The sequence below is a fragment of the Sphingomonas sp. genome, assembly GCF_036731925.1.
GTDB lineage: Bacteria > Pseudomonadota > Alphaproteobacteria > Sphingomonadales > Sphingomonadaceae > Sphingomonas.
Window position 1 is genome coordinate 115,592 of the sequence record NZ_DAINDJ010000001.1, and the last position, 20,857, is coordinate 136,448.

General features: G+C 61.9%; 18 protein-coding genes. 13 read left to right on the top strand and 5 right to left on the bottom strand.

The genetic code is table 11. The annotated features are described in order from the left end of the window. Positions 1-120 precede the first annotated feature (120 nt). The 4 genes from V7E00_RS00560 to V7E00_RS00575 form a co-directional block, all read right to left on the bottom strand. The gene (locus V7E00_RS00560) at positions 121-873 is read right to left on the bottom strand and encodes a hypothetical protein (RefSeq protein ID WP_066726419.1); all 753 of its coding nucleotides are present in this window, start codon (positions 871-873) and stop codon (positions 121-123) included. Positions 874-1,074: 201 nt separating this feature from the next. Then, positions 1,075-1,419: a hypothetical protein gene (locus tag V7E00_RS00565; RefSeq protein ID WP_066726416.1), complete on the bottom strand. Its 345-nt coding sequence runs from the start codon at positions 1,417-1,419 to the stop codon at positions 1,075-1,077. Between the two features lie 65 nt (positions 1,420-1,484). Beyond that, positions 1,485-1,847 carry a hypothetical protein gene (locus tag V7E00_RS00570; RefSeq protein WP_157084794.1) on the bottom strand — a complete coding sequence of 121 codons (363 nt, stop codon included), beginning with the start codon at positions 1,845-1,847 and terminating at the stop codon, positions 1,485-1,487. Between the two features lie 196 nt (positions 1,848-2,043). Beyond that, a complete protein-coding gene (locus V7E00_RS00575; protein ID WP_157084793.1) occupies positions 2,044-2,184 on the bottom strand; it encodes a hypothetical protein in 141 nt (46 codons plus the stop codon). Positions 2,185-2,559: 375 nt separating this feature from the next. Here V7E00_RS00575 and V7E00_RS00580 point away from each other — a divergent pair, with 375 nt between their 5' ends. The 9 genes from V7E00_RS00580 to V7E00_RS00620 all read left to right on the top strand — a co-directional run bounded on the left by V7E00_RS00580 (position 2,560) and on the right by V7E00_RS00620 (position 12,723). Continuing rightward, the gene (locus V7E00_RS00580) at positions 2,560-3,741 is read left to right on the top strand and encodes a hypothetical protein (protein ID WP_157084792.1); all 1,182 of its coding nucleotides are present in this window, start codon (positions 2,560-2,562) and stop codon (positions 3,739-3,741) included. Positions 3,742-4,008: 267 nt separating this feature from the next. After that, entirely contained in the window at positions 4,009-5,007 is a 999-nt protein-coding gene (locus V7E00_RS00585; RefSeq protein WP_333570868.1) for a hypothetical protein, read from the top strand. 484 nt (positions 5,008-5,491) lie between these two features. Further along, positions 5,492-6,490: a hypothetical protein gene (locus V7E00_RS00590; RefSeq protein ID WP_157084790.1), complete on the top strand. Its 999-nt coding sequence runs from the start codon at positions 5,492-5,494 to the stop codon at positions 6,488-6,490. A gap of 820 nt (positions 6,491-7,310) precedes the next feature. Further along, positions 7,311-7,997: a hypothetical protein gene (locus tag V7E00_RS00595; RefSeq protein WP_157084789.1), complete on the top strand. Its 687-nt coding sequence runs from the start codon at positions 7,311-7,313 to the stop codon at positions 7,995-7,997. Positions 7,998-8,323: 326 nt separating this feature from the next. After that, positions 8,324-9,013 carry a hypothetical protein gene (locus V7E00_RS00600; protein WP_157084788.1) on the top strand — a complete coding sequence of 230 codons (690 nt, stop codon included), beginning with the start codon at positions 8,324-8,326 and terminating at the stop codon, positions 9,011-9,013. Positions 9,014-9,637: 624 nt separating this feature from the next. Next, positions 9,638-10,324 (top strand): hypothetical protein, encoded by a 687-nt coding sequence (locus V7E00_RS00605; protein WP_066726397.1) that lies wholly within the window; start codon positions 9,638-9,640, stop codon positions 10,322-10,324. Beyond that, on the top strand, positions 10,321-11,229 hold the full coding sequence (locus V7E00_RS00610) for a hypothetical protein (protein WP_066726395.1): 909 nt from the start codon (positions 10,321-10,323) through the stop codon (positions 11,227-11,229). Before V7E00_RS00605 ends, V7E00_RS00610 begins: the two co-directional genes overlap by 4 nt. A gap of 47 nt (positions 11,230-11,276) precedes the next feature. Next, positions 11,277-11,582: a hypothetical protein gene (locus tag V7E00_RS00615; protein WP_066726392.1), complete on the top strand. Its 306-nt coding sequence runs from the start codon at positions 11,277-11,279 to the stop codon at positions 11,580-11,582. Next, positions 11,557-12,723 (top strand): ThiF family adenylyltransferase, encoded by a 1,167-nt coding sequence (locus V7E00_RS00620; RefSeq protein ID WP_066726389.1) that lies wholly within the window; start codon positions 11,557-11,559, stop codon positions 12,721-12,723. Before V7E00_RS00615 ends, V7E00_RS00620 begins: the two co-directional genes overlap by 26 nt. A 537-nt stretch (positions 12,724-13,260) precedes the next feature. Here V7E00_RS00620 and V7E00_RS00625 read toward each other — a convergent pair. Continuing rightward, positions 13,261-14,223, bottom strand: coding sequence for a hypothetical protein (locus tag V7E00_RS00625; protein WP_157084786.1), 963 nt, complete (start codon positions 14,221-14,223; stop codon positions 13,261-13,263). Positions 14,224-14,521: 298 nt separating this feature from the next. On the opposite strand from V7E00_RS00625, the gene V7E00_RS00630 reads away from it, so the two are divergent. The 4 genes from V7E00_RS00630 (at position 14,522) to V7E00_RS00645 (ending at position 20,829) form a co-directional block, all read left to right on the top strand. Beyond that, positions 14,522-14,812 (top strand): hypothetical protein, encoded by a 291-nt coding sequence (locus V7E00_RS00630; protein ID WP_066726380.1) that lies wholly within the window; start codon positions 14,522-14,524, stop codon positions 14,810-14,812. A gap of 664 nt (positions 14,813-15,476) precedes the next feature. Next, the gene (locus V7E00_RS00635) at positions 15,477-15,683 is read left to right on the top strand and encodes a hypothetical protein (protein WP_066726377.1); all 207 of its coding nucleotides are present in this window, start codon (positions 15,477-15,479) and stop codon (positions 15,681-15,683) included. Positions 15,684-16,205: 522 nt separating this feature from the next. Further along, positions 16,206-17,744 carry a GGDEF domain-containing phosphodiesterase gene (locus V7E00_RS00640; RefSeq protein WP_333570869.1) on the top strand — a complete coding sequence of 513 codons (1,539 nt, stop codon included), beginning with the start codon at positions 16,206-16,208 and terminating at the stop codon, positions 17,742-17,744. A gap of 316 nt (positions 17,745-18,060) precedes the next feature. After that, positions 18,061-20,829, top strand: coding sequence for a S8 family peptidase (locus V7E00_RS00645; protein WP_066726373.1), 2,769 nt, complete (start codon positions 18,061-18,063; stop codon positions 20,827-20,829). The last annotated feature ends 28 nt before the right edge of the window (positions 20,830-20,857 follow it).

Consider the following 20,857-nt stretch of genomic DNA (forward strand, 5'->3'; position numbering starts at 1 on the left):
GACCGCTGAGAGGAAGTGCGGGGGATGCCTGCGCGCTAGGAACTCAACGACGCGAGGCGCAGCGCGGCAGGATCTTCCTGCGGCGGCAGATGGCCGGGTCCGCACCCGGCAGAGAGCAGGTTAGAGGCGGATGCGCGGAAATGCGAAGGGTAGGGAAGGGGCCTGTCGCACGAGGCTGCGGGCACCAAGCGGAACTTGCAGATCGATGTCGGCCAGGCGGCGCACCATGAGTGCGCAGATCAGCGCCTGACCTCGGGAGGCGGTCTCTCCCATCTCCTCGGCGAGATCCGCGACCGTCATCTGACCACGTTCGCGAAGAGCACGGGTTGCCGCCTGCTCCTGACGAATGGGGATGTGCGCGAACCGATGCGCTACGATCTCGTCGAGATTCTCTCGGTAGTCGAGGGTGCCAACCGTCTCCCCCGTAATCTGTCGATATTCCCAGCCGAGGAGCTCCGCCGCCTTCATCGTCAGCGCCTTCTGGCGAAGTGCGCTTGCCCTTTCGAACTGCGCTCGATCGCGCTTCACCTCGCCCAGGATCGGCGCACAGTCCTTCTCGACCATAGCGAAGTCCGGGAGCGCGATATGCTTCTTGCCCCCGATTTCGCCCTCGACGCGGCATGGCTGCGGATTGAAGTCCAGCATCGTAGGAACGGCCTCGGCGTATTTGGTGAGGAGAAGTTCCATGGCCGTCTCCCCGGTCAGCGTCCGCCGCCATCGCTTCGAAGGGAAGCTGAACGTCTCATGGGTCTTAGTGCCGGTTATAACCTGGCGCAGCTGATTCCCGCGCACGTCGAAGACGATGCGATGAATGGTGGTGTCGGCGAGAATGTCGGAAAATTCCTCGTCAGCCTGGCTGAAGTTGGTCGCCATCTAAGTCTCCTAGTCGGAAGGGTTGTTCTCCAGGGTAGTCACGGTGTTTTTCGATGAAGGGCACCGTCCGGTCCCATACGGATCGCGAGCGCGTTCGCTCGAGCCCAAGCGAGCGCGCTTGGAGCGCCCGGAGCTGTTTCGTTCTTTCTTGATGTGGTGTTGCGACCCCGGTGAGGGGCTTTTTAGTGGAGCGCCGGGTGATCAGCGAAAGGCCGGTGCGGGCGCCTCGACGGAATGAGGACGCGGCCGCTGAACGTCGTCGTCGAGCAGGAATCCGATCTCCTCATCGAGCCATTCGACGACCTGGGTCGCATCGACTTCGGACAGGAAGCCGTTGCTCGCGAGGTACTCTGCGCATCGGTCTCCCTGCCAGACCGCCTCGCAGGGGACGGAGGTGATGAGCGCATGCATGTGGTCGAAGTCAAAGCCAGCCGTCACGGCCTTCTCGACGAGGTTGTGCCTGAAGTCGGCATCGATCTCGTCGCGGATGATGCTCTTCATCTTTGAGACGATGCGCTTGAAGCGGCGATGCGTAAGGGTGATCATCTTTCTTCTCCTTAGGTCAGCGTATGCAGGGTGGATCCGAGCACGATCGCCCGTAGGTCAGGTGGTCAGGAAAGGGGGATTGGAGCGCACAGGGACATAGGCAGGCCTGGAAAGGTAATGCCGTCCTCGCACAGCAGTGCGTAGATGAACGCCACGGTCAGCTTCCACCTACGGATCTGCACCTTGCCATCTTTACGATCGACAGACATCGCTGCGATCGTTCCATCGGCAAGCTGCCCGGTCGCAACCAGCCACTGATCCTTGACGAGAAAGGGGCGGCCAGCCTCGATGGCTCGAAGCGCAGTCAACAGCTCGACATCGTGAACGGAAAGGCCGCACGTGGAGGCCTCCATGGTCATCGTGGCCTCGTACTCAGCCATGGTGGCCGGGGTGAGTTCGTCCGGGTAGTCCCACGTCACGTCATTCATGAATTTCTCCTCGCTGGTGGAAGCCCGATTCTGGGCGTTGTTGTTGATAATGTGCTCAGCGCAGCACTGCCTCCTCCAGCCGCTCGGGCGGGGAGAGGAGGCGATGAGCGGATGCATGTGATCGAAGGCCGAAGCCGCCGTCATGGCCGACCCAATCAGTGGGCGCCTGAGATTGGCGTCGATCTCCTCGCTTGGGTTAGTCGAGCTTTCGAAGAGTGCCGGCGAAGCCGGACGACGTTCGGCTGACGATCGAGAACATGCCGTCGGACCATGCTTCCGTGAATGCGTCGCTGTAGTCCTCCGCGTCCTCCCACAGCCGCTCGTCCGCAATGATCATGCCGCAAGCGGCTGCCCGGGTTTGACCGCACAGCGACCGACAAACCTGCTGCGGTCGGATCCGTTGACGGTCGCCACCGCCTCCTTGCCTGGGACGCGCTGATGGCCACGGCTCATCAGTCTTTGACCATTCAGCTTGGCTGGGCTTCCTCGCTTCTGTCTCCTCGCTGAGTCTCTTCCCCCAGCCCATGCCACCTTTCCTGCCATTGCACGTTCTCTCTTGATATGCCTTCAAGTCGGCTTTCACGATGCAGACGTCAAGGGTAATCACTAAGTGCCATGATAGTTTGTTGGTTAACGGGTCGTTTGTCGCGTGTTGAGGGATGCTGAGGTGATTGGCGTGGATGTTCGATCGAGGCCTGCTAAGGTCCGGGGCATGTCGATGCCCTCGAAGCAGATTTCGGAAGACCTGAGGCTTGAGAGGCTGCTGAAGCAGCAGTTTGCGGCTCTCGAGTATCAGCTCTCAGATGATGACCGTGCCTTCCTAAAGAAGCTACGTCCAACGCAAATGCGTGATCTCCTGAAGCGACTCGTGGCGCTCGTTGCGCTGAAAGAGGGCGAGACGACGCAGATCGCAAGCCAGATCGCTGGCGTCAGCGTGCCGACTATGTTCAGGCTCAAGCGGATCTGGAAATCGACCGGATCAAACCTAAAATCCATCGCAGGAGGATCTGCCCGCAAAGCGCGGGGGGGCGACGCTGCAGAGAAGTTCACAAAGGCACGAGAGTATGCAGAGCGCTTGGCTGAGTCTGTCGCGCTTGAGGGGTCGCTAAACGCGTTTGCCACCCAAATCGTCGAAGCACACAAAGATGTGTCCTTGAGAGCAGCGGAGCGCATCGCACGGGAGGTCCTCAAGAAGCGGCGTCTGGTCGTTGACAATTTGAAGGAAGGCTACGGCCGAGATATCCTTGTGGATGCAGTAGGCATTTCGCTGCTTTTAGCGTTGCCTGGAGAAGAAAGCCGGGAAGATGGAGAGCGGCTGGAAGCCGCGGTCCTGGCTGTCGTTCTAGACAAGGCATCTGGGCTTATCTTGGGCGCTAGAGTTGTAGAACGTCGCAATGCCGTGACGGGACAACGTGCAGCTCTGATCGATGCTCGTCATTACATTTATGAGCGAGGAATCGACATTCACGTTCCAGACAAGGTGCGCTTGCACGTTACCGTGGGGCCTATTCAATCGGATAGGGACAGGCACTTCGCCGAAACCATGAAGACCCTGTTGGGCAGCGATGTCGTCCTACAAGGCTCGCGGCGGTTTGGGCGCAAGGCGATACCAATAATTGGGAGCTCCATCGGCTCCATAAAATTCATTCCTGGCGCGACCGAAACGGGGCGGGGTGAAGCTGCAGCGGTCCGTGCAGTTGGAAGAGAACCACTCAGCTTGTTCAAGGCTGACGAGGTGGTGAGTGCTGAAGTGTCCGCATACAATCAGACTATCTTAGATAGGCTAGAGGTGTCGGGAGCTATCCGACGCATAAAACTTCCTAGCCAGGGATCTATGTGCGCTTCACTTGAAGAAGTGATCAAGATGCTGAGGCGACCAATTTTGTCTCGCTGACCCTAAGATGTTATTAAGGCCGGATTGGCCCTGGTCTTCATAGTTGCGGTCCGTGTGCATAGGGGGCTCTCGGCGCTAACCGAGGCTGATTGCCTGCCTCTGAGCTCGGTCGTGCATGGCCAGCGCTCGAATCTTCCATTCTCTACGGGGCGAGCAAGCGCTCCCTCATGACAACGCAGTCAAGGCTGGCCGGCGGACGGTCCCAGCCGCGATTTCGCACATCTGCTTAGCTAGCTGACAGCGGATACAAATTTCAAAGGAGAAACTATGTCTGATATCAGTCGATATGATCTTTCAGGCGTTGCCCCGCATCGGCAGCGTGAGGTTCTTAGGCGAGTCGAGGTCCTTGAGGCATATATCTCGAAGGAGATCTCGAGTTCTCAGGCCATCGAAAGACTTGGGCTTTCAGTTCCTACCTTCTGGCGTCTGGTCCGGGCCTGGCGCAATAGCGGCCGTCCCGCGGAGCTTGGCGGGTCCGGAAAGGCCTTCAAAGGGCGATGGCCAATTGAAGCCGAAGCCGACATGATCATTCAGAGCGCGGTCGCGGAGACGCCCACGGCTTCGGTGCGGAAGATCGTCGAACGCGCTTGCCGAATTGCTCAGCAGAACGGCGTCGCGATGCCCGGCCGGGAGAAGATCGAGTATCGCGTCGACGAGTTCCGGCGCGAACTCGGTCTCAGGCCACATGGCGTGGCGGATCTGCTGCTTGAGTTCTGCGCGGTGAGAATTCCCGTCATACACGCGGAATTTGGTCACATTGTTCCCGTCATGTGCGTGCTGCTGGACGTACGACAGACGGTGAAACCGCTCGGCCTCAGCCTGTCCTTCGAAGCGGGAGACGCAAGCGCGGCTGCCAGGGCGATGCTCGACGCCATAGCGCAAGCCGATCGGCCTCGTACGTCGCCTCCCCGCTCTTTCTCAATCCCGGCTGAGGCGAGCGGCGAGTTCGCTGATCTAGGCACTGCCATGATGGATGCAGGAATTCCCGTCACCGTCGAGCCAGTTCGTTCGCGAGCCTCGGCGCGACGGGTCGTTCGACTTCTTGGCAAACGTCCAGGCGGGATCGTACTCCTGCCCGATCTGGCCCGAAGGTCCGCAAGGGAACGCGTCGCCAAGCTCACCTTCGGCGATCCCGTAGCGCTGACGACCGCGGAGGACATGATACGAGAGCGCTTCCGAGACGCCTTCCCAGGCGACCGTGAATTTCTGTCCAACGATCCGAAAGTTCGCAGCCGTCTCACGGGTGCTCTCCAGCGATTGATCTGACGCCTCAACTCGGAAAAGCCTAGTACCCCGCAACGTCGGCGCCGAGCCGAAAAGCTCGTTGGCCGCCGGGCCTAAATCGCCGTTCGGGAAGTGTAAGTGAACAGCAGAGTGCGCTCTTCGGGAGGTCCGGAGCGGCGCGACCCCCCTCAGGATGACGTTGTCCTTCCGGCGGACACTCGCCGAGCGGTGCGGCAAGAGGTCGCCGAAATGGCCATCGGTCTCGCTCAAGCGTCCGGCCGGCCCCGCACAGCTTATAGCTGACGATAGGTGCGGGACGATCAACGACCGTCGCAACGTGAGACAATCAATCACGAGACGATGAAGGTGGATGGCTAGGTTGCCATCTCTGGAAATCCGCTCCCGCGGCGGAGCAACCGCTCGCGAGCTCCCTGAAAACAACTGGCGACTGAATTAGCGGATTACCGCGTTCGGGGCGGGTTTTCGCGCGAGCTATTTCGCTGAGTCTTCGAGAAAAGGAGAGTCTATGTCAAATGAGCGCTATTACGATTTGTCCGGGATTGTTCCGCGGAAGCGTCAGGAAGTTTTGCGGCGGATCGAGATCATCGAAACGTATCTAGGAGGCACCATCTCGAGCGTGGAAGCGATGCGAAGGCTCGGTGTGTCGGCGCCCACATTCTGGAGGCTGTTGCGGGCATGGCGTCAGAGCCAACGCCCGGCAGACCTCGGTGCGACTGGGCACGTATTCAAGGCGAGGATGCCAATCGACGAGGATGCGGAGGTCCTCATCCAGGAGGCCGAGCGTGGATTGCCCGGTGCCTCGATCCGCCGCGTTGTCCATAACGTTCAAATGCTCGCTCAGCAGCGAGGCGTGCAGGTGCCTTATCGGCGGAAGATCGAGGCTCTGGTTCAGGAGGCAAGACGGGCCCGGGGCCTCAGGCCCGAAGGTATCGTGGATCTTGTGCTCGAGTTCTGCGCGCTCGACGTCGCAGTCGTGCATCCGGAACACGGACTTGTCGCACCTGTTATGTGTGCGCTGCTGGACGTTCGGAAGGGCGCGACCTTTCTTGGAATGACACTGTCGTTCGATGCAGGAAGTTCCAGCCAGGCTGCGCGGACCATTCTGGACGCCGTTGCGCGAGCGGACCGCCCGCGATCGGCGCCCGTACGTTCATTCACCATTCCAAACGAAGCGAGCAGTGGCTGGCCAGAGCTGGGTGCAGCACTTGCCGGCGCGGGGCTGCCCCTGTCGCTCCAAGCCGTGCGTCCCAGGGCCTCGGCCCGCAGCCTCGCTCGTCTGCTCGGCAAGCGTCCAGCAGGTGTCGTGCTTCTCCCCGACCTCACAAGAAGGCCGCCAAGCGAACGCCTGGTGAAGCTCAAGTTCGGTGATCCGATCGAACTGCCCGACGCCGAGGACATGCTGCGGGAGAGGTTTCGGAATTTCTTCCCCGGTGACGTCGAGTTCCTTTCCAGCGACGCCGCAGCTCGCAGCCGGCTGACCGCCGCTCTTCAAAGATTTGCCTAGGTTGCAGGCGCGTTGCGGACCCGGCACATGCCGCAGCGACCCATAGCATGTCGTCGGCCGAGCCCAGTTCCTCCGCCCAGTCGAGAAGAGAACGGCTGATCCACCATCAGCCTACAAAGACGTTGGAAGTGACGCCGATCGTGCGCACTTGCCGCGTAGCCTCCACATGAAATCGATGGCTTTTCTGCGCCCTCCTGTATTCGCGGCGCCGGGGGTATGACGCCACGCTCTGTTCGCAGCGATCGGCCGTCGGCTGCAGCTTGACCTGCTCAGTGGAACACGAGCGCAATGGTCCCCTCCATGTATCAAGCGAAGCCGTCGGACCAAAAGCGTCCGTCACGTGTCTGCCCTTGGGAGCGATCCTCCCAGTTCGGGTGCAGCATGGCCACTCAGGAAACTCGACTCCGTAGCGTACCGGGGCACGATGTTCCTCATTCATAGAAAGAGATAATCATGAACAGGTTCAATGAGCTGGACTTCTCGCAAGTGGCTCCCCACCGGCGTCATGAGGTCGCGGAGAATTGGGATTATCGAGCGCTATGTCGCTCGTGAGATTACTCGTCGTGAAGCTATTGCCCAGCTGGGACTTACGGAGGTTTCGTTCTGGATCCTAGTGCGGGGGTGGCTAGACACTGGCAGGCCCGAAGCACTCATGGGTTCCGGCAAGGAAAGGAAGAAGGTTGGTTCGGTTAGTGACACGCAGCGCCAGCTTATCTCCGATGCGGAGGCAGCAGCAAGGAACCAGTCGGTGAGTCAAGTCATGGATAGAGCTCGCCGGCTAGCCGAACTCCGCGGGGTGGGACTACCCGGCGTGACGGCCATGAAAGCCCTCATTGGCGAGATCCGTCGCAGCAGAGGACTGCGCCCGGAGGGAGTACGGGACGTTCTCGTCACGCATTGTGCTATCGACGTCCCGGTGCGACACGCCGAGCACGGCGTCGTTGCACCCATCGCGGCGCTCGTTCTCGACATCAGGCGCGAAGCCACGGTCCTCGGCATGTCGCTGTCGATGGAGCCTCCGAGTTCGTCGAGCGCCGCAGCTGCGCTGCTGGACGCCCTGTCCGCTGACAATCTTCCGCAAAGCCAGGCATTGAACGAATGCCGCGTTTTGGTCGGTGCGGGCGCGGGCTGGTCCAACCTGGAAGGCGCGCTGCAGGGAGCTAACCTGCCGCTGTACTTCATGCCGGCGCGGCCCCGGTCCTGGCGCGAGATCGTGGGGCTCCTAGGGCACAGGCCCGGCGGTATCAGGCTGAAGCCGGACCTGACTGAACGACCAGAAGGCGAGCGCGCCGCGCATGTGCCGCAGGGCGGAACTTCCCTCGACCTCCAAGACGCCGACGCGATCTTGAGGGGCCGTTTCAAAGGCAGCTCCAGCCCTCAACGTGAGGCATTGCTTGACAGCGAAGAAGAGGCAGACCGGCTGAGATCTCGCCTGCGGCATCTGATTGCAATGCCGAGCACCACCGCGGCGCCCATCGATTCTGAGGAAGTCGCAAAAAGAACATAAAGTGAACGTACTGACTCGGAAGACATGTTGCGCCAGCGCTTCCACGACGCTTTCCCATGCGACCGTGAATTTCTGCCCAGCGATCCGAAAGTCTGCAGCCGCCTCACGGGTGCTCTTCAGCGATTGATCTGAAGCCTCAACTCAAAAAAGCGCTGTACTTCCGACTTCGCCGCAGAGCCGAAAAGATTATTGGGCGCCGGGCCCCAGTCGCCGTTTGGGAAGTACGAAGTGTCTTAAGATGTATCTATTCGCCCGTGTTGAGCTTTTTCCGCAGATATCCATCTCCGGTCATCCCGCGCTGTGCCGGCGCGAGAATGGAGGTTTGAATGGCTTGCTCTAAGGAACAGCTGTACTTCGAGGTCGTCTTCGGGCGCGAGCCGTGGCTCGCCGAACTCGTTCTTCCCGCAATGCGAGAGGCGCTGGAGCCGTCTTTCAAGGTGCAATGGTCCCCTTCGCCCGATGCAGGTTTGGTGACCGGCGATGCCCTAACCATGCGGGTTTGGCTGAGCCCGAGCAACCTTGAGGCGGACAACGATGTCCCTCCGTGCTGTTCCTCTCTCGACCGCGTTGCAGCGCATTGCGACCTGATGGACCAGCTCGCAATTCCAAACGGCACCAAGGCGATCTCGATTGCGCTTCATAAACACTGGGGGGCCGACCACCGCGAACGGTTTGGCGATCCCGCTAGTCCCTCGACGGTGAAGCGATGGCGTGCGAGCCGGAAGGCGGGGAAGGGCACTCCGGGCGAAAAGAAGCCGCGGCATCTCACCGATGCCGACAGAGTGGTTCGAAACCTACGGCGTCATCATGCGCTGCGAATCGCTGGGGATGGCGGCACGATCCGGGAAGGTTACCGTCGCGTCTTGCGGGATATCCAGACCAGCACGGCAAGTGATCGGAGTTCTCGTGCGCGCGGAGAAAGGGCCGCGCCGCTCAGCTACGAGACTTTCCGGCGCGACTGCCATCGCGTCCGTGCGGGTGGAAGAGGTCGCTACAGCAGATCGAACGGCGTCTAGCCGGCGTTCGTCGCGAAATCGCGTCGGCAGAAGGTCCGTCGAGATTTCAGGCGGCGCTCGGCGGACACGATCAGTAGCCACCGCATCGACGGAAGTTTCCAATGCGAGAAGAAAGTCCGCATGTGGCGATCCAGGCGGGACGTCCTGATGAAGGACGCCCGTTGCCGCACCTGGCCAGCGGATTGCAGCCGAACTATCCTCGCGGCCGCTGATGCCGCTTTAGCCGTTTCTCAGGTTTCCTTCGAGGGGCCGGTGCCTTGCACGCGCCCGTCGCCGGCTGCTTGAGCACACCGACCTGCAAGCCGTGATCGACCCGAGACGTCCTCCAAGCGAGAGCGTCTCGGATCGCTAGCCGTTCCGTTACCAAGTCGCGCGGCGGACCAGGCCTGCGACATCCCGGTGACCCTGAAATCCGCAGGGGATTTGCCAAGCGATCCTTAGAGTTGGACGACTTGATCATCTGAACCCGGTCAGCCGGAAGGTTGAGACACGGGTAACCTCCCGCTGGCTCGCGCAACAGAACCCCCGCCGAGCAGCCATACACGCGCATATGGGCCTCGTTGCCATGTCGATGGGCCTGCGAATAGCTGGCCAGCTACCGCGTATCTCCACCACATTGCGCGAATGAGAGACACGGCTGAAATCGATCCCAGCGCGCGGGAGGACATCCTCGCTGGTAGCGGGTCCATCGAGTACGAGGTCCGGCTCGACACGGCTTCCTCGACGATCGGCATGTTCCGCGTTGTCGGGCGTAACGGAGCGTCCTTCGCCGAATACCCCGTATGGACCAGAACCTGGAGGCATAGGCGTCATGCGGCGTCGCTCTTTTCCTGGATGTTGGACAAGCGCGGAAAGTGGCTGCTCTGGGGCCGCCTTGGAGAGGTCGTCGGACCGGATCGACTGCTGGCCATGGCGGCGAGCGAGATATCCGAGCTTCGTGCTTCACAGGCGCGCGATCTGCTGAAGAAGCGGGCCAAAGCTCGCAAGGCCAAGGCGCGAGCGCTGAAGATATACTCCTTCCTGGTGGACCGTCACGGCGAGTTCGGCATCGATCTGCGTAGGGGAGGGGAGGACAAGGGCTTCTTCGTCATCTGGTTCCGGCAGAACTGGGAGCGGGAACGTTTCCGCGACTGGTGGCGCCCGCAGGCACACCGCTTCGCGGACTTTGCTGCCTTCTTTGAGGAGCAGGGGCCCCGAGCGCTGGAGCGCAAGCTCCTAGCCGAGATGCAGGAGACCGAGAAGCGAGTGAAGCTCGCCGGCCTCTCCTCGGGGGGGCGACGTCCTCTTCGCTTCTGGCGAGGTGACGAATGACGATAGCTGAAGCGGAACTTGCGCCCATCTGGCGCAACATCGCGGTCATCCCTCGGGCTAGCGCCGAGGCAAACCCGACCAGGACGGTAATGCAGGGCTCCCCAGCCGGGGAGTCCTTCGGTCTGGACAGGCCGCTGGATCTGCTCGGTTCCCCATCCGCCGACTGCGCGCAGCGGATCGGGATGGAATGGGTCCCCGGACTGGTCGAGTTCCTCGCGAACGACACCCGCCATCGTCGCCATGTTGAAAGAAGCTGGTTCCATTTCGCTCCGCTCGCCCTTGTGGGCCACACAGACGACGAGGCGCGCTTCGTTGCGCGCCGAATGGCGCGCGTCGCCGGCGTGCCGCTGTTCGTGATGGACGCTGGCCGGCTCCAGCCCGACGCGCTGCGCCGTTCGGGAGCGCGCGGACCCGAACTCGTCGTGCCGCCCGATCCCGTGATCGCCATGGCCAGCGCGCGTTGCGCCAATCCGATCGTCCTGGTGCTTGGGCTCGGGGGCGCAGCCGCCCGGATTGGAGACGACATCGCGACCATGCTCGACCCTGACGCCGCGCGCCGATGGTTCTGCCGATCGATGGATGCCGTCATCGACCTGGGGGAGATAAACTGGATGGTTGCGGCGTCGAACGAGCACGCGCTGCCAACCAGCCTCTACACGCGCCTTGAGCCGCTTTCGATCGGCGTGCCCTGCGATCCGACCGAGAGGATGCTCCGGGTCCTCGCGATGGCGCTCGAGGTAATGGCCGACCACGATCTGGAGATCGAGGAAGTCGGTCCAGCGCTAGCTACCATCTTCGACGACCCCGATGGCGAATGGTCCAGGATGTCAGGCTTAGCCGCCGGCGCGCTCTACGAAGCGGTGGGGCGGCATCTGCTCCGTGCGGCGAACGCGCTCAGGTTCTGAGAGCCCGCGCCGTCCGCAATAGGCACTCAACTGTAAGGAGATTGTGCATGATCGACGACAAACGAAGCCTTGTGCCGTTGAGAGTGAATCCGCTGCGGCCCGCCCATGACGTGGGCGATACCTGCGAGATCATCGTCAACGGGCAGAAGCACCTGATCAAAGGGAGCAGCATCGAGCATTGCGATCTCGTACGGCTCGCGTTCCCCCAGATGCGCGCTTCAATCAATAGTGCGGTGACCATCGCCTTCAGGGGTGGCCCGTCGCACGCTGCGGAAGGGCTGCTCACCGTGCGACAGCGCACGCCGATCGCCCAGGGGGAGACCTTCGTTGTCACTCACACCGTCGCGTCGTAGTGCGGACCTGGAGCGGCTGCGCGACGAGGGCTACGACGTAGCCCTCGTCGATGGCCTGCTTGTCGTCCGCGGCATCCCGTATGTCGACGGATTGAGGACCGTTAAGTACGGCACGCTTTCCGTTCGGGTCCTTCTCGCAGGCGACGTCACCGTTGCTCCCCATCGGCATGACGTGGGCTGGAGCGGAAGCCCGCCCTGCACCGCGAGTGGCGAGCCGCTGCCCGGCATATCCACCGGGCATGCCAAGGAGTTCAACGGTGAAGTGCAGCGAAGCCTCTGCCAACAGCCGTCTGGTCGCGAGTTCATGGACTACCACGAACTGGTGACCGCATATGTGGCCGCGTTGACCGGTCAGGCGATGCTGCTGGATCCTCGTTGTACCGCCAGGCCAGGCGGGGTCATGCGGGAGCACAACGTCGCCTCGCCCTTCCACTATGTCGACACGGCATCCAGCCGCGCCGGTACCGAACGTCTCGCCTCCAGGTTCCATGGACAGAAGCTGGCCATCGTAGGGCTGGGCGGAACGGGCTCCTACGTCCTCGACCTCGTCGCGAAGACACCCGTCGCATCGATCCATCTCTTCGACGACGATACCTTCGACCAGCACAATGCCTTCCGTGCACCGGGGGCCGCCTCTTTAGAGAATCTTCGCCTCCGCCGATCCAAGGTTGACCACTGGGCCGCCGTTTACTCGCAGATACATCGCGGCATAGTACCTCATCCGGAGCGCCTGCAGCGTGGCGGGCTTTCGGTTCTGGACAGCATGGACTTCGTGTTCCTCTGCATCGACCAGATCGAACCGAAGCAGTCCATCTGTCGCCGACTCGACAGGGCCGGTGTGCGGTTCATCGACACTGGGATCGGCCTTGAGGTAACCGCGGACGGAGTCTTTGGTCTGCTAAGGGTCACGACCAGCACGGACAGCACCAGGGAGGCGGCGCTGGCTACAATCCCTGGCGGCTCCGGCGGTCACGACGATCCCTATCAGTCGAACGTGCAGGTGGCCGATCTGAACGCTTTGACCGCCTCCCTTGCGGTGCTCAGGTGGAAGCGCCTGTGCGGATTCTACAGGAACGGAGCGGACGAGCATGTCAGCGTGTTCGACGTCGAGAGCGGGCTCGTACACACCGCCTCGAAGTAGCGGGGCCGCTGGTTCCATCAAGACGCCTGGGCTGACGGCGGCGATCAGCCCATGGGCTCGAGCCTACTTGCGCCCGCCTGACCGGGCGGGCGCACCCTCGCTCATGCCGAGACGATATTCACGTCCCGCAACGCCGAGGCTGGTACGCCCGGATTCCCCAGGAACAGCCCCCTTACCGACGAGCTGCGGGAAGGGGATGCCAGCCGCAGCCTAACCGATGATTTTAACGCGGCGCGCCGCTCCTCCTTGCGACCGCCTAACCAAGCTCCTCCTGAAAATTGAACGAGATGCGCGCACATCGCGGCTGCAGAAGTGCTCCCGTGCCTCGACGATTTCAGCGTCGCACAAGACGCGAACGCACGCCAACCAGCCCCGGGGAATATGTCCAGTGCTCGCTTCCGCCTTCAACTCGAGGAGCGGAGCTTCGTCGGCAGCAACGCGCCCGAAAACATGACCGCTCTCGCGATCCCGGGATGAAGCGAGCTCGCCATCCCCGTCATGAGGCTCGCGCCCGTGCCCGCCGCCACCACGAAACCCTCAAATTTGGAGACCGCCATGTTCGTACTGCCTTACGCAGCACCAGCCATCGTCCTTGCGCTCGAAGATCGACGTGACCGACCTTCTGTGCCCGGTCAGGTCAACCATCGTGGCTTCGATAACAGCCGTCTTGGTATCGTTGATGTCGCTGATCGCGAGGCGGGCGCCGGCTCCCAATATGCGGTCACCAACGTCTTCAGCGGACGGAACGAGACAAGCTTGGCCGACCACGTGATAGTCGGTGCACCACAATGCAAGGCGGACCAGCTCTGCTCTGCTCCCGCCAATGTTCTCGACGCCCGCCCGATACACGTCGTTCTCGTCAGAGACATTGGGGACAAGGTAGCCGGCACTCAGCGCTCCTGCGAGCCGATTGCTCTGAGCGGCGAGTTCCGCGGCTCGGGCTGCGACGAAAATGGCAACGACTCCGAAGAGGCTGATCATCAACGAGATGATGCTGCTGGTGGATTGAAGCAGGAGGGCAGAACGAGCGACCGAGTTGGCTTGGGCGTACTCGATGACCGCGGCCCAGGCGGCGCATACGCCGGACTCGTCTTTGCCCTGGGGTTGTGCACAGTAGGGATCATACTCCCGGCGCTGGCCCTTCTGTTCTCCAGCAGCAGAGGCGCCTGGCGTTTTGGTATGGCCATGTACGTGGTTGGGATGGCGATAGAAGTGGGCCTGAGCATCTATGTCTTCTGCCGCTACTAGGCCTGGATCCGGTGGTACCTTCGCGTCTCGAGCGGGCTGGTGGATGAGGTAGGGCTCAGGGCTTCCTTTCGAGGCTGATGCGCCCGCAGGGGTGCTCAGCCACGTGTCATAGCCTTGGCGAGACAGTTCTCGAGCTGAGATAAGTGCCATTACGACCACTAGAGCCATCGCGGGTAGCAGGACCGCCATGAGTTTGTAGATCCATCGTCTGGTAAGTGCGTCCTGTCTGGGGCGAAGTTCGTTCTGCTTCATGTCCCCAGCTTACGAGGGATCTTGTCAACAGAAGGTTGCGCTGCATGCCACGGACTCGTCGGCTGAGCGGGTCCGCCCCGCCTCCGAACGGGGAGGAGTGCCCAACCCGTTCAGTTGCTGGGAGCGGTTAATTCATCTCCCGGCCCGACTCCTGCGTTGAGGTCGGTCTGCACGGTCAGAGGAGAGTGCCTCTGCAAGCACGCGCTCAAGTTTCCTGGCCGAACAAAGCGAGATCGACTACAAGGCTTGGTGACGGCCACGGAAGAAGCATCAGACCACATATTTCCACGAGGGAAGCATGACCGACTACTCTCTTCCCGCCCCGGAGAGCATTGGCGAGATCGGCCGACGCGCGGAGCGCCTCCGTGATCTGATGGGGATGACGGTCGAGCAGCTAGCAGCGGAGGCGTCCGTGGCTGAGGAAGACGTTCAGGCATTGGAAGCGGGAGCTGCCGTTCGGCTCGACGCCGTCCTTGCCATCCACGCGGTTCTGAGCTCGGATGTCATAGGTGCGTCATTGTTCACTCGCCCCAAGTTTTGGAGTATCGATGACGTCGTAGCGTTCGAGCAGCGCGGGTTACGGCGATAAGGAATTGGCACAACGCGAGCGGTATCGAAATGGGATGGACCTCGGCCAAGGCCGCAGGTTCATGGGCAAGGCGGCGATTGCCAAACATCGCATCTTGCTGAAGTTCAATGCTGGCTTCGTGCGCAGGAAGTCAATCGATCGCCTATACAAGTGCTTGACGGCAGCATCGAAGTAGACGCGCCGATCTTGATGGACTGCGAGGGTCCGGACCCGAACCTCGCAGAGCACGCGCTCATTGCAGGCGGCGCAGGTAGAACCCCGATGTGGCGGACATGCTTGTCGCGGCGCAAGGGATCGGCATCCCAGACGAGCGCACCAGGCTGATCGTTGATCGCGTTAGAGCTGCAGTCGCCGACTGGAAGGTCCACGCGAGAAATGCGAACGTAACATCAGCCCTCGTCCGCGACATCGACGCCCGCTTGAACGGTCCCGGGGAAGGTTGGCGCCTGCAGCATACTTAGCGTTGCAGTCGGGGCAAGGACGATGATGCTTCGTACAAAATGCTCTGTTGATAGCAGGTATCTGCCTCGCTGCGGCAGGCTCTAGGATGAGGGTTTGGGTAACTTTCGTCGTCATCCAAGAACAATGTCGACTCTTGACGTCGCTCGGCCTAGCCATGCCCTTGTGGCGCCTATAGGTGCAGGGCCAGGGAAAAGGGGAATCGATGTCGCGTCATAAGCGCCTGCTGCTGACCACCGGAGCCATAGCCCTCCTGATGGCGGTCGTCCGCCCGCCGCGTCCTCACGCCGACTTCACGATTGTCACTCACCGCCCTGATGATGCGGCCCCGCAGCGGGTGCACGCCGCAATCGATCTCGGCATCCTCGCCATTTCGGTGGTCGTCACTTGGAGCAGCCAACTCGCCCGCTGACATCAAACCTGACTACCTCACGTGCTATGGAGCCGCGCGCTGCGCGCTATGTCTGCATGCCTAGGTGACGAACCAGCGCCTTCTCGCCGATCCAGATGCAGACATAGATGTTATCGACAAGGGTCGTGGTTCGTACCACTTCTGCGGTATGCACGACGGTCGTCCTGCAAGAGTTTTCGTGCGCGAAGCTCCTGTCGGCTCAGCCTTCGTCGTCCATAAATCAACTGTCGCGGCAATGGCCAAGCAGGGGATCGACGACGGTCGCCAAGGAGCACATACAGCCACCCGCCTCCGCCTAGGCGCTGTGAGCAGCAGGCGGGCTCGCTCCTGCTTCCAAGCAGCGAGGCCGCTGTCTGGTTGATACAAACTTGTGCTCGCCTGGGATGCCGGCCGTGCTGGCAATCCGCATTGTGGCTCATGCGGACCTATCGCGAGCGGCCGATACTCTCGAGTCGCTGGCTGTCCAGCGGTGGAGATGGGCGCAGTTACAGATGCTTCATACATGAGCGGTATCGTTGAACGATGGCATTGGCGAAGCTCTGGGGCCTTGTGCTGCGTACCTTTCAATCCGTGTTGACGGCGCGCTTTGTGCGAAGCGTGTTTAGCGCCCGCCTGGTTAGGGCAGGGAGAATGGTCCTGTCCGCTCTGCACGAGGAGCAGCGGCACAGTTCCAATTCGCCTCATGCAAAGGAGGGTGAAGGCTTGGCCACGCCAGGCGATGGCGTGCTCGCTGCCACGCAACCCCTGGCGCAGTGGCAAGCTTCAACAAGCATGCATGCGACGGTCTTCGATGAGCTCCGGGATGAGACCCGCTATGCCCATGTTCCTGCGGGACCGACGTTCGTAGCGCTGGTAGAGGTGGAGCGCTTTGCAGCGCTCCGGCGGAGCATTGGCTACCAGATCACCAATCAGCTGCTGGAAACACTAGCGAGCAGGATCGAAGTCGCGATCCCGGGCGCGGATCGCGGCCGCATCGGTCGCACCACGATCGAATTCGCTTTCCATGCAGATAGCCTCGAGGCTGCTCATGCGTGCCTGCAGGGCCTTGTCGCAGCGCTGGAAGCGCGCCTGCTCATCGACGAGTTCAGCGTCTATCCTTCAGTGTCAATCGGCTTTGCTGACGCAGGGCAGAGTTCCATTCTCGACGAACTGGTTGATCAGGCAGCGGCCGCGCTCAGCGCCGCGCAGAAGGAACGAAGCAAGATCCGCTTCGCAGATTCGGCCGTTCTGTCACAAAACAGCCTAGCAGATCTGGAGCTCATACGGGCCCTGCCGCGCGCGCTAGCTGAAGGCGAGATAAGTCTTCACTATCAGCCGAAGCTTCACGCACGTACGAACATGATCACGTCCGTGGAGGCGCTAATCCGTTGGATTCGGCCCGGCAGCGGACTTGTGCCGACCGATCGGTTCATCGCGCTGGCCGAAGAAACCGGCGCAATCCGCGAGCTCAGCGAATGGGTGATCACCCGCGCCATCGAAGATCAGCAGCGCCTTATCGAGCGCGGGCATCCCGTTGAAGTCTATGTTAACATCTCGGGTCAGCTGCTGCCAGACTATGACTTCGCTACAACGGCCCTTGCGCTGGCCCGTCAGGCGAGCGGCAGGCTCGGGTTCGAGATCACCGAAACCGCAGTGATCGGTGATCCTGACGCGGCCCTGGAGAACCTGCGCGCGTTTACGGATGCAGGCATTCGCATCGCAATCGACGACTATGGCTCGGGCCTGTCGTCGCTCGCTTACCTTAAGCAGCTGCCCGCCCACGAACTCAAAATCGACCGCATGTTTGTAAGCGGCCTCACCAACAGCAATCGGGACCCGCTTCTCGTCCGCTCCTCGATCGAGCTCGCCCATGCGCTCGAGATGGAGGTCACCGCCGAGGGCGTGGACACGGCGATGAGCCTGTCGCTGCTTCGCATCATGGGATGCGATCTGCTCCAGGGCTATTTCATCTCTCCTCCGTTGCCATTGCCGCAGCTGTCCGAATTCCTCAGCGACGAGGTGCAATTGGAACGGCTCGCTGGGCCAGGCGAGGGGCACTGGTCGCTTGCGCTAGGTGCGTGAAGTCGAAGGCTTAAATGATGCCTAACGCAATCCTAACGACGTTTTTTCAAGCCTTGGTAATCAGTCGCAGCGCACATCTACGGCAATACAAAAGTGATGGCGGCCGGGGGAGCCGACTTGAACGGGGCTTCTGATGACAGTGCGTACGTTGATCCGCTCGTATCTTATGGGGACAGTTGGCTTTGCGGGCCTGATCGGCACGGTCGGTGCCGAAGCCCAGACCACCTCCAATCCGACGCCCCCTTCGCCAGCGCCCATGTCCCCGCGCGTACAGCCAGTAGTAGTTCGGCCTGGTCCCGTCTCGACAGACAAGCCCGTGCAGACGCTGAGCGGGACACTGACCCCGTACGTAGGCAACATCCGCACGTTCACCGGCGACCTCGATCCGCTGGTCGGCAACATCCGCACCTTCAGCGGCGACCTGAGCCCCTATATCGGCAACATCCGCACGTTCGGCGGCACGGTCGACCCCTATGTCGGCAATATCCGCACGTTCTGGGGCGATTTGGCGCCAGCGATGGGCGATCTCGATCCGATGATCGGCAACATCAGGACCTTCTCGGAAACGTATAATGCCACCAGCAAGGATACGCTCGGTTACTGGCTGAATCTGTCGGCCACCCCGGCGCCCGCCGACCTGTCGACGCTGGTCACGAAGGTCAATGGCATGATCGGCCAGTCCAAGGATGCGTGGGGCACGGCCGTTCAGAAGCAGACCGGCAAGACCTTCGAGGCCGGCTTCGTCAACCCGATGTTGGCCAAGTGGGGCCTCGATCTGACCAATCCGACCTCACTGATGTTGGTCGACGCCTATACGCGGCAGATGTTCTTCATTGACTGGTATGATCAGCTCAACCAATATTCGGGCATGGACCGCACCGACTGGTGGATGCAGACGATCAACTGGTCGCCTGCCATCACCAAGACGATCGGCGAGGGCAAGCGGTCGATCGTCGGCCTGCTCGACTTCACCGTGACCGGCGACGGCACCAGCAACATCACCAAGTATAGCGGCATTTCGGACTTCTCGAATGGCCATGGCGCCGCGGTGGCGAGCCTGATCATCGCCGCGCACGACGGCAAGGGCGTGATGGGCATCGCGCCGATGGCTTCGGTCGTCGCGTACAATCCGTTCGACAGCTCGGGCACGGCCAACTGGACCGACGTCAGGAACGGCGTGCTGATGATCGCGCAGAACAATGCGAGCATCGTCAACATGTCGCTCGGCGAGCCCGGCAAGACCCTGCCGCAGGGTTGGAACGACGTGTTCGGCGACCCGGATGTCGCAGCCTACGCGAAGAAGACGATTTTCGTCATCGCGGCGGGCAATGACGGTGTCTCGCAAACGCAGGACATCAAATGGGACAAAGCCAACCCCTACATGATCGTGGTCGGCTCGGTCGGGCCAACGGGCACGATTTCCGCGTTCTCGAACCAGCCCGGCAGTGCGTGCCTCGTCGACGCGAAGGGCAAGTGCGCGCCCGACATGAAGCTGATGAACCGCTTCATCACCGCGCCGGGCGAGATGATCCTGGTGTCGGACGGGCAGGGCGGCGTGACGCGCGCATCGGGCACCTCGTTCGCCGCGCCGCTGGTCACCGGCACAATCGCGCTGCTCCATGATCGCTGGCCTTGGCTTTCCAACTATCCCAAGGAAACGGTGGACATCATCCTGAAGTCCGCCCGCGACGCCGGCGCACCGGGTGTCGACCCCGTCTACGGCGTGGGCATCCTCGACGTCACCGCTGCCCTGTCGCCACTGAGCTTCGACGGGCTGAAATGGTATCAGTACGACGCGAAGGGCAACATCGTTGCCACCCAGGCCGCCAAGATCCGCGACCCCAAGGAGCAGGCCAAGTGGGAAGCGGCCGGCATGTTCTTCTATGCCTATGAAGACGTTGGCGCGACCTTCCGCGACTTCGCCATCCCGGTGTCGAGCAAGCTCACCGATGCAACGGCGATGTCGCTGACCGGCTCGAACGAATATCTGCAGAGCTATATCTACAGCCGCTTCATGGCCTGGGCGACGACCAAGGCTGGTCCCGGCGTAAAGGGGCCGGGCGCCTTCAGCGGCTTCGCCTATTCCGCGCCGATCTCCAACAAGGGCGGCCTGCAGCTCTCAATGGCGGTGGCGCCGCGCACCCGCATGCTCGGCTTCTACCAGAGCCAGGTGCCCTATCAAACCGCGGTGCGACTGGTCACCCCGGGCAACCGCGTCGCCTTCACCCTTGGCGACGGCGATGGTGCAACCCAGCTCGGCGGCGGTAGCTTCGCACTGCCTTCGGACTTTGATCCCAATGTTGGCGGTGCCAACCCGTTGATGGGCTTCGCGTCGGGCGGCGGCTATCTCCAGACCAGCGTCGCGCTGAGCGATCACTGGACGATCTCGAGCGGGCTCACCCAGCGGACGCTGCGCCGCGACCTGCGGCAAATGGATGCGCTCACGGCCTTCGCAATGGGTGCAGTGGATCCCTATCGGGCTGGCGCGCAGAATGTCGCGGTGCGCTACACCGCCGGCAACGGCGCGCTGAGCGCGAGCTACACGCGCCTGCGCGAGGCCAAGGCGATGCTCGGCATCGAATCGGCCGATCCCTATGATTTCGCCCGCGGCAGCATCAGCGACGGCGTCACGCTCGGCGCAGACCTTGCCCTGACGCCGACCCTGGCACTTGCTGCGACCGGAACCATCGGCCGCACCCGAGCGGCAGGCGCCGCAACGATCACGCCGGCCGGCGGCGGTCTGGTCAGCACCTCGTTTCAGTTCGGGCTTACGAAGAGCGAATTGTTCGGCAAGACCGACCTGTTCCGCATGACGCTGGCGCAGCCGATGCACCTCGAACGGGCGAGCGTCGATCTTACGACGGTGCAGGTCATCGACAGGCAGACGGGTGAACTGGGGCCGCTCACCCAGCGTTTCAACCTCGGGGTTCCCGAGCGGCAATATGTCGGCGAAGCCTTGTATGGGCGGACGATGTTCAATGGGGCGGCGCAGGTTAGCGTCTTCGGCCGCGCGACGCTCAACGGTACGCAGACGCAGGCACTGCCGCGCCTCACCGGCGGGGCCGCCTTCCGAATGAACTTCTGAGTCAGTCCTGCCGGCTGTGCCCGGGGGC